General features: G+C 41.7%; 10 protein-coding genes. 4 read left to right on the forward strand and 6 right to left on the reverse strand.

Annotated features, from left to right (window positions below):
- The first annotated feature begins 55 nt into the window (after window positions 1-55).
- The 3 genes from FD716_RS17830 to FD716_RS17840 all read left to right on the forward strand — a co-directional run bounded on the left by FD716_RS17830 (window position 56) and on the right by FD716_RS17840 (window position 2,027).
- A complete protein-coding gene (locus FD716_RS17830; RefSeq protein WP_139853739.1) occupies window positions 56-880 on the forward strand; it encodes an AraC family transcriptional regulator in 825 nt (274 codons plus the stop codon).
- A gap of 149 nt (window positions 881-1,029) precedes the next feature.
- Window positions 1,030-1,713, forward strand: a complete 684-nt coding sequence (locus FD716_RS17835; RefSeq protein ID WP_139853564.1) for an AzlC family ABC transporter permease — start codon at window positions 1,030-1,032, stop codon at window positions 1,711-1,713.
- A complete protein-coding gene (locus tag FD716_RS17840) occupies window positions 1,710-2,027 on the forward strand; it encodes an AzlD domain-containing protein (protein ID WP_139853565.1) in 318 nt (105 codons plus the stop codon). Before FD716_RS17835 ends, FD716_RS17840 begins: the two co-directional genes overlap by 4 nt.
- A gap of 39 nt (window positions 2,028-2,066) precedes the next feature.
- Here FD716_RS17840 and FD716_RS17845 read toward each other — a convergent pair whose 3' ends face one another.
- Complete coding sequence (locus FD716_RS17845; RefSeq protein ID WP_228714973.1) at window positions 2,067-2,903, reverse strand: helix-turn-helix domain-containing protein; 837 nt, start codon at window positions 2,901-2,903, stop codon at window positions 2,067-2,069.
- 210 nt (window positions 2,904-3,113) lie between these two features.
- On the opposite strand from FD716_RS17845, the gene FD716_RS17850 reads away from it, so the two are divergent.
- Window positions 3,114-3,662 carry a GNAT family N-acetyltransferase gene (locus tag FD716_RS17850; RefSeq protein WP_139853566.1) on the forward strand — a complete coding sequence of 183 codons (549 nt, stop codon included), beginning with the start codon at window positions 3,114-3,116 and terminating at the stop codon, window positions 3,660-3,662.
- Between the two features lie 76 nt (window positions 3,663-3,738).
- Here the strand turns inward: FD716_RS17850 and mnmE are convergent, their stop codons facing one another.
- The 5 genes from mnmE to rpmH all read right to left on the reverse strand — a co-directional run bounded on the left by mnmE (window position 3,739) and on the right by rpmH (window position 7,827).
- Window positions 3,739-5,103, reverse strand: coding sequence for a tRNA uridine-5-carboxymethylaminomethyl(34) synthesis GTPase MnmE (gene mnmE / locus FD716_RS17855; RefSeq protein ID WP_139853567.1), 1,365 nt, complete (start codon window positions 5,101-5,103; stop codon window positions 3,739-3,741).
- 76 nt (window positions 5,104-5,179) lie between these two features.
- On the reverse strand, window positions 5,180-6,934 hold the full coding sequence (gene yidC / locus FD716_RS17860) for a membrane protein insertase YidC (protein ID WP_139853568.1): 1,755 nt from the start codon (window positions 6,932-6,934) through the stop codon (window positions 5,180-5,182).
- Between the two features lie 5 nt (window positions 6,935-6,939).
- Window positions 6,940-7,260 carry a membrane protein insertion efficiency factor YidD gene (gene yidD, locus FD716_RS17865; protein ID WP_139853569.1) on the reverse strand — a complete coding sequence of 107 codons (321 nt, stop codon included), beginning with the start codon at window positions 7,258-7,260 and terminating at the stop codon, window positions 6,940-6,942.
- Between the two features lie 9 nt (window positions 7,261-7,269).
- Window positions 7,270-7,662: a ribonuclease P protein component gene (gene rnpA, locus FD716_RS17870; protein ID WP_139853570.1), complete on the reverse strand. Its 393-nt coding sequence runs from the start codon at window positions 7,660-7,662 to the stop codon at window positions 7,270-7,272.
- A gap of 30 nt (window positions 7,663-7,692) precedes the next feature.
- Window positions 7,693-7,827, reverse strand: a complete 135-nt coding sequence (gene rpmH / locus FD716_RS17875) for a 50S ribosomal protein L34 (protein ID WP_000831329.1) — start codon at window positions 7,825-7,827, stop codon at window positions 7,693-7,695.
- Window positions 7,828-8,492: the final 665 nt, after the last annotated feature.

Genomic DNA, 8,492 nt, shown 5'->3' on the forward strand with positions numbered 1-8,492 from the left:
GCAACAAAATCCCTAAGCTTGGATGAACATCCGATCACACTGTGGAGTAAAGCCAATAAAAACTGAATTTGCAGATTTTAAACATCTCCAAGAGCTGGGCGGTTTGGCATTGCTCAAAGCCAGTTATCGGCATACGCAATTTTCTAAGCATGTGCATGAGGGCTATTGCATTGGCATTATCGAAGATGGCGCACAGGCCTTTTATCGTAATGGTCATCTGCATACTGCGCCCAAAGGCGATATTATTTTGGTCAATGCAGATGAAATTCACACCGGTTCTTCAGCTGTTGAAACCGGCTGGCGCTATCGTGCGATTTACCCAACTCCTGAAATGTTGACTGATCTCTCACAAGGCTTTGCCACTGAACACGGTGCTGCACCGTGGTTTCCACAAGCGGTGGTGCATGATCCTGGTTTGGCGCAACAGTTTGCTGTACTCCTCAATTTACTTGATCAAGAACATAATCTTTTATTTAAAGAAACCCTCTATCTCTCCACCATGGCCTGCCTGATTCTCCGTCATGCACGACATCCCAAAGCAGCAGCGCCTTTGGCCAATGCAGAAAAACAAATTTTACAGATTAAAGCCTTTATGGAAGCGCATTACACCCAAGACTTCTCACTTCACGATTTGGCTAAAATGACAGGCTTAAGTGCATGGCATTTTTTAAGACAATTCAAGCGCTACGTCGGCCTAACCCCACACAATTGGCTGGTTCAAGCTCGTTTACAACATGCACGGGTACAACTGAAATCTGGCCAACAGATTATTGATGTGGCACAAAACTGTGGCTTCTCTGACCAAAGCCATTTTAATCGACACTTTAAACGTGCCATGGGTATCACCCCGACCCAGTATCTCTGTGGATTAAAAAGCTAAATCCTCAAAACATGAAAGAAAAATCCAAGATTCAACATCCCGTCTATTCCCACCAAATTCATAGCACCAATAGCGCAATTTCATTCAAGTCTCTGCTTTGATCCATCGAACATACTGCAGTGTGTTTCAAAACTGAATATGCCATTGTGATGTCAAATCAAAAACAACTATTTTTCAAAGGTGCAACTGATATGTTGCCGCTGTCTATAGCCGTGATTCCTTGGAGTATTCTGGCAGGCTCTATGGCCATCAATGCAGGGCTGTCCTTAGCCAAAGCCATTGCCATGACGGCTATGGTGTTTGCAGGGGCAGCACAATTGGTCAGTCTTGGGTTATTCATGGCAGGGGCATCAACATTCAGCATCTTAGTCACGATCTTCTTTCTGACCAGCCAGCATTTTATTTATGCACTGACCCTAAGGCCCAATATCGCATCACAACCCAGTTATATTCGTTTGGGCCAAGGTTTTTTACTGACCGATGAACAGTTTGCACTCACCGTGAGCACAGGGCAGCGCTCAATGGCTTATTTATTTGGTGCAGGGCTGTGTTTTTATCTGTTTTGGGTGGTCTTTGGTTTAGTCGGTATTTTCTTTACCCGTCTACTGCCCGATGTTAAAGACTATCCTTTAGATTTCTCCATTGTGGCAATTTTTATTCCCATGATTCTGTCCTTAATCAAAGATAAAATCACCTTAATCGCCATCATCAGCACCCTTATTGCGACCTTTGTATTGCGATTTTTCGCAGTTGAAAATGCACTTATTCTTGCTGGGCTGATCGGTATGGCAATCGCAGTCTGCTGCGAATATCTCAAAGGGGATGGATCATGAGTTGGGGGCTAATTTGTGCCATGGCCGCACTGGTTTTCTTTAATCGTTATCTCTTTTTGGAACCACGGATTCAAGTCCGCATGCCACATTTTATCCAGCGGATGTTGCATTACGCTGCACCATGTTTACTCAGTGCGATTTGCTTCCCTGTGATTTTCTTTGATGACAGTCAACAGTTTAAAGGGCTTTGGCTCAATCCTTATTTTTATGCAGCACTTGCAGCCGTCATCCTGTATTTATATTCAAAACGCATCTTAATCAGTTCAATCGGCAGTTTTATGGTGTTTTATCTGCTGCAGTATTTATTGAACTAGCATGATTCATCCTCAGATTTTCTAAATATTCGCGCGACCTTAAATCCCTTGTCGACGGTATTGCGATAATGAGATTCCCGTTTGCCGTTTAAAATAACGACACATATAAGCAGGATCAGCAAAATGCAGCTGATCCGCAATTTGTTGGATCGAAAGCGTAGTAGACACTAATAATGTTTTCATTTCCAAGATCACTTGGCGATGAATTAAATCTTTCGGGCTGTCAATAAAAATGGCTTTGCTGATTTGTGCTAAATAATAAGGCGTAATACTGAGCTGCGTTGCATAAAAGGCCACCTCACGATGCTGCTGACAATGTTGCCCAATCATTTCCCAGAAACGCCAACAGAGCTGCTCCTTGCGACTCAACTTAGGATGAGTGCTCACTCCAGAGCTGGGCATCTGTGCTGCGATTTCAAGAAAGAAATTTTGCAGGTGATTACGCAACATAATTGCTTGATAGCGACCTTGCGCGCTATAGATTGCACGGGTTTGCGCCAACCACATCGAAAGCAACAAGCGCTGCTCAGCAGATACAATACAGCGCGGAGAGTCCTGTAAAAATGAAAATAATTGATTCGGCAGTTGATAGGCAATTTCAGCAGCCAAGGCTTTATCAATCATGCAATAGAACACTTTAAAGTGCTTTGACCTCTGTATAGGCAGGGCAAAAGAATCGTCATACAGCACCACAATATCATGTGGCCGAATCGGGTATTTTTTCAAATTAATATTGATGCTGGCACAACCAGCCAAGCCAATTAAAATCACCACATAACTGAGTTTTAATGGATGTCCCAGTTGTTCAACTAAATCCGTTTCGCCCATTAGGGTCTGTTGTTGGTTTTTCTGCATCAAAGCAACAAGGTCATGCATCACACTTTCTTTTTTCGCATATCAGATAGAAATACTAACAAACTAAACATCATAAAGTTGTCAAAAGTACCGATAATGCTCAATTTAAGCGATAACTGCATTTCTTCATTTTGCCTAAACTGACCGCATCACACTGCATTAAAGCAAACTGATCAGCCACGATTATGCTCAAAAACATAACCTGTAAGATAATACAAAGGAATAGTCAAAATGATGTTATCCACCGAACGCTTAATCTTACGCCCTTGGCAACTCAGTGATGCCAAAGATTTATATTACTTTGCCAAAGACCCACGTATTGGCCCGATTGCGGGATGGCCAGCACACCAAAGTGTGGAAGAAAGCACAGATATTATCCGATCTGTCTTTATGCAAGACCACATTTTTGCGGTGGTACTCAAAGATACCCAGCAAGTCATTGGCTGTATTGGCTTACAGCTTGGCGCAAACAGTTATTTAGCGATGACAGAACAGGAAGGGGAACTGTCCTACTGGATTGGGGTGCCTTACTGGGGCAAAGGGCTAATTCCCGAAGCCGCTCGTGAAATAATACGCCATGCATTTCAAGACCTAAAACTTGATCAGTTATGGTCGGGTTATATTGATGGCAATGTAAACTCTAGAATCGTGCAAGAAAAATGTGGCTTTCGTCATCATCATACGCTTGCAGCACAAGATTTTGAGCTGATCAATCAACAACATGATCAGCAGGTCAGTCACCTGAGCCATACGCATTGGTTAGCCATGCAAACCGCTTAAGCTGTAAGTCGTTACACAGAAATAGGCACCTAAAATCGATCAATGATTTGAGGTGCTGTTTAACTAAAAAATAAGCTTACTTTCCAATACAGAATGAACCGAAGATTTCTCCGAGCAAATCATCCGCACTAAAATCACCGGTAATCTCACCCAAAGCATTTTGTGCCAAGCGTAATGACTCAGCCACAAGTTCTCCAGCTTGATAAACAGTAAGCTGCTCATGTGCCTCTGCCAAATAAGCCTGAGTGCGCTTCATTGCATCTAGATGACGTGTACGGGCAATAAAGGTGTCTTCCTCTGGCTGAAAGCCAGCATGCGCTGTAATCGCATCAATGAGTACTTGTACACCCGTTTCTTGTTTGGCTGAAACGCTGATATTACGGAAGCCTTGAAAATCGGTTAACGCCGAGACTTGATCGGTGAGGTCGCATTTATTTCCAATCAGCATCAAGCGTTTAGGCTCAAGATGTTCCGCAAAATACTGCTCAGCTAAGATCAGTGGATTTTCGCCCTGACTCAAGTCATAGACCAACAGCAATAAATCGGCTTGTTCAATTTCAATAATTGCGCGGCGAATCCCTTCTTTTTCAACAATGTCACCGGTTTCACGTAGACCCGCGGTATCGGTCAAGGTCATGGGTAAACCATTTAAGCTAATTTTTTCATGCAGTACATCGCGTGTGGTTCCTGCAATGTCCGTCACAATGGCCCGATCAACACCAGCCAAGGCATTAAGTAAACTCGACTTGCCTGCATTGGGTTTGCCTGCAATCACCACTTGTAAGCCTTCGCGTAACAATTGACCTTGTCGTGCAGAAAGCTGTACTTGCGTTACGGAGGACTGTACATCGATCAGCAATGCCAAAATTTTGCCATCCGCCAAGAAATCGATTTCCTCTTCAGGAAAATCAATTGCAGCCTCAACATGCAAGCGTAAATGAATCAGTTTTTCTAAAACCAGATTAATCTTTTGTGAAAATGCACCTTGCAATGAACGTACTGCTGAACGCGCTGCTGCTTGCGAACTGGCATCAATTAAATCGGCAATGGCCTCGGCTTGAACCAAATCCATTTTGTCATTTTCAAAAGCGCGCATGGAAAACTCGCCAGCTTTGGCTGCTGTCGCGCCTAATTCAAGCACCCGTGCCAATAACACATTTTGAATGACAGGACCGCCATGACCTTGGATTTCAACCACATCTTCACCGGTGAAAGAGTGCGGGTTAGGAAAACAAAGAATCAAGCCTTCATCCATGACTTCTTGTTTTTCATCATAAAACTTACGAAATCCAGCCATACGCGCTGCGGGTAAGGCTTTTTGAGATAAGGCTTCTGCAATCGCATAGGCTTTGGGGCCAGAGAGACGAATGACACCAACACCGCCTCGGCCAGGTGGGGTTGCGATCGCAGCAATCGTGGTTTGGGCTACAAAAGTTGTCATTGTCTTCTCTACAGCAAATAAAAAATCCGCCTAAGATTACCATCTTAAGCGGATTTATTCAGCTGTTCAGTCTGGACTAATTGGCTGGTGTTACATCTTTCGCTAAACGCGCTTTCTCAACACTTTTGTTGATAAAGCTTTGTTGCAAGATCGTGATCGAGTTGTTCACAATCCAGTATAAAACCAAGCCTGCTGGGAAGAACAGCATGAATACGGTAAACATAATCGGCATAATTTTAAATACTTTGGCTTGCATCGGATCTGCTGGCTGTGGATTCAACGACTGTTGAATAAACATCGTCGCACCCATAATCAACGGCAGAATAAACAATGGATCCATTGCAGATAAATCTTGAATCCAAAGTATCCAAGGCGCATGGCGAAGTTCCACACTTTCCATCAGTACCCAGTACAGTGCCAAGAAAATCGGCATTTGTAACAACAATGGTAAGCAACCAGAAAGTGGATTCACTTGCTCACGCTTATAAAGCGCCATCATTTCTTGAGAGAAACGCATACGGTCTTCGCCAAACTCTTCTTTCATGCGTTGCATTTCAGGTGCAATCACACGCATTTTCGCCATAGAGCGATAACTTTTTGAAGACAGCGGCCACAAGATTAATTTCACCAAGATCGTCAATAAAATGATTGACCAACCCCAGTTACCAACCAGACCATGGAAGAATTGCAAGCCCATAAACAATAGCTTCGCAATTGGCCACAACCAACCGTAATCAACGGTTTGGTTTAAGCCTTCAGCCAAATCTTTCAATTCAGATTGAACCTTAGGACCGGAGTAGAATGTGGCATCCACAGTCATACTTTTGCCCGCTGGAACATTAATCATTGGTGAAGTAAAGCCAATAATGTTCATGCCATCAGCAGATTTACGTGACTCAAATGTCGATTTATAAGGCTGATTACCAAATTGACCAGGAATCCAAGCACTCACAAAATAATGTTGAACCACTGCAACCCAACCTTTTTCAGCGGATGTGTTGAGCTTTTCTTCATTAAAGTTGTCAAATTTCAACTTATTATAGTGTGAATCTGGTGTTCCCCAAGCGCCACCCAAGAATGTACCAAGGGTAAAGATACCCTGATCAGTTTTACCTGGATCTTCTGAGTTATCACGTTTGATTTGACCAAACATTTGGCCTTGCCAGTTTTGTGTACTACGGTTGAGTACTTGATAACTGACATTAATCGGATAAGCATCTGGCTTAAAGGTAAAGGTCTTAATAATTTCAACACCGTCAGCCGTTTTATAAACCATTGGTACGGTTAAAACTTTTGATAGTTGACCATCTTTATCTTTAACTTCTTTGGCATCACTTAAACTAAATTCTGTTTTTTCAACTTCATAGTTTGGACGACCCGTACTGCTTGCATCTGGACCATTTAATCCAATCAAACCAGATTGAGCAACGTAAGTCCGTTCTGTATCGCTTTCAAGCATTACAAAAGGTTGATTACCTTCCTTACTTTTATCATGGTTCAGTAATTCAATACGCACAATATCGCCACCTTTTGGATTAATCCAAAGGTGATAAAGGTCAGTCTGTACTGAAATCAGTTTTTGATTTGCGCTGGCTGGTGCTGGTGTATTCTGTTGTACAGCAGCAGTATTCGCTTGCGGGAGATCACTAGTTACAGCAGTATTTTGCGCATTTGGCAAATCGGCAGATATATCATGACGAATAACAGCGGGTTGATTTTCAACTTTTTGGTTATTACTGCCATGACCATAATCTTTTTGCCACGCCAAAATGAGCAAATATGCGGCGACTAGCATGGCCACAAGGATAGCAAACCTGGCCCATTGTTGCATATTCATTACCCCAAATGGTTAGAGTGTTTTTGGTTCGAAAAACGTTCACGAAAGGGTACCGTAACATGAAGCGTTTGAGAATCTATTTGCTGAAATGAAATAAAAAGAATCGCTTTTGGGGGCACAGGATCATAGCCATATCCACCCCAAGGATGGCAACGGCAAACACGATTAAACGCAAGCCAACTACCTTTGCATGCACCATAAGTATGGATTGCTTCTAACGAATATTGAGAACAGGTCGGAATATAACGACAACGAGGTCCAAGAAGCGGACTAATCGCTATTTGATAGAAACGAATGAACCAATGCAGTAAACGAACCATTGGTCTGCTCTAATTATTAGGCGAAGAAATCGCTATTTTATGATGCTTTTCTACAAGACGATGTAGCTTTGACCACGCGAATTGTAACTGCTGAAATAATTCGGCATTAGAAACCGATTCAATTCCCTGTTTTGGCATGACCACAATATCAATATCATCCATATTGTGCTGATTTAAGCGAAAACTTTCACGCGTTAAACGTTTTATTCGATTTCTTTCATGTGCGCGACGCACTTTTTTCTTAGCAACAACTAAACCCAAACGGCTATTCGGCTGTTCGGAAAATTTTGCAAGAAATAAAAAGTGGGGTTGATGCACTTTAAAAAGCGCACCATCAAATACACCTTTGTAGTCACCAGCACATCGCAAACGAAGGTCAGTACTGAAACTATAAAGTGACATAACACCCAAACCGGTTATAGCCAACTATAATTAAACAGTTAAGCTATGACGGCCTTTTGCACGACGGCGAGCCAAAACTTGACGACCTGCTTTAGTTGCCATACGAGCACGAAAACCATGAACACGCTTACGCTTTAATTCAGATGGTTGAAAGGTACGTTTCATAGTGAAACTCCAAAATGATCATTAATCTTCAAGGTTCGCGATTGTATTGTGCATTGTTTGAACTGTCAATGAATAAGCACTTTTCTCTGCCATATATGTATTTTTTTTATCCAATCATAAGTAAAAGAGCTTAATTGCATCTTTTCTACCTATATTTGATGAAAAATAAGTATTCACAATATAAGTTGTTATTTTATAATATAAATGCTACTTATGCGCATAGATATACACAAGGTTATCCAGTTAAACATAACTTGAACCTTGTTTTCTGCATCACTTTAAATTTAAATTCATTTCCTAGAGTTATCCACAGTAACCTCTGCTCTTATAATTAAATTCAAATTTTAAATTTAAGATTATTACTATTAGGTGGCATTTTTTCTGTGGAAACTACATTTTAATATTTTTAAAACAATGGTTTATCATGTGGATATCTATGTTTTTATTAATCTGATGGATTGTGGATAAGTTTATGCTATATTTTATCCACAGCTTGTGGGTATCGATATCCATAACACGTTTAAATTCATTGTTTGGTGCGGAAGGTTGCTTTTTTGTTCAAACTGGACTGATTAAGTCATGACAGATGTGGATAACTTGGTTAGAATGGCGACCCCTCGATATGGGGGGCTTTTAAATTTAAATTAAAGACAGTGGGGTTTCAC

Origin of the sequence: Acinetobacter pullicarnis, assembly GCF_006352475.1 — a bacterium.
Taxonomy (GTDB): Bacteria; Pseudomonadota; Gammaproteobacteria; order Pseudomonadales; family Moraxellaceae; genus Acinetobacter; species Acinetobacter pullicarnis.

Bases quoted from the DNA above. Each gene is read 5' to 3' on its own strand.
- FD716_RS17835 (WP_139853564.1), top strand. From the start codon at position 1,030: ATGTCAAATCAAAAACAACTATTTTTCAAAGGTGCAACTGATATGTTG.
- FD716_RS17840 (WP_139853565.1), top strand. From the start codon at position 1,710: ATGAGTTGGGGGCTAATTTGTGCCATGGCCGCACTGGTTTTCTTTAAT.
- FD716_RS17845 (WP_228714973.1), bottom strand. From the start codon at position 2,903: ATGCATGACCTTGTTGCTTTGATGCAGAAAAACCAACAACAGACCCTA.
- FD716_RS17850 (WP_139853566.1), top strand. From the start codon at position 3,114: ATGATGTTATCCACCGAACGCTTAATCTTACGCCCTTGGCAACTCAGT.
- mnmE (WP_139853567.1), bottom strand. From the start codon at position 5,103: ATGACAACTTTTGTAGCCCAAACCACGATTGCTGCGATCGCAACCCCA.
- yidC (WP_139853568.1), bottom strand. From the start codon at position 6,934: ATGCAACAATGGGCCAGGTTTGCTATCCTTGTGGCCATGCTAGTCGCC.
- yidD (WP_139853569.1), bottom strand. From the start codon at position 7,260: ATGGTTCGTTTACTGCATTGGTTCATTCGTTTCTATCAAATAGCGATT.
- rnpA (WP_139853570.1), bottom strand. From the start codon at position 7,662: ATGTCACTTTATAGTTTCAGTACTGACCTTCGTTTGCGATGTGCTGGT.
- rpmH (WP_000831329.1), bottom strand. From the start codon at position 7,827: ATGAAACGTACCTTTCAACCATCTGAATTAAAGCGTAAGCGTGTTCAT.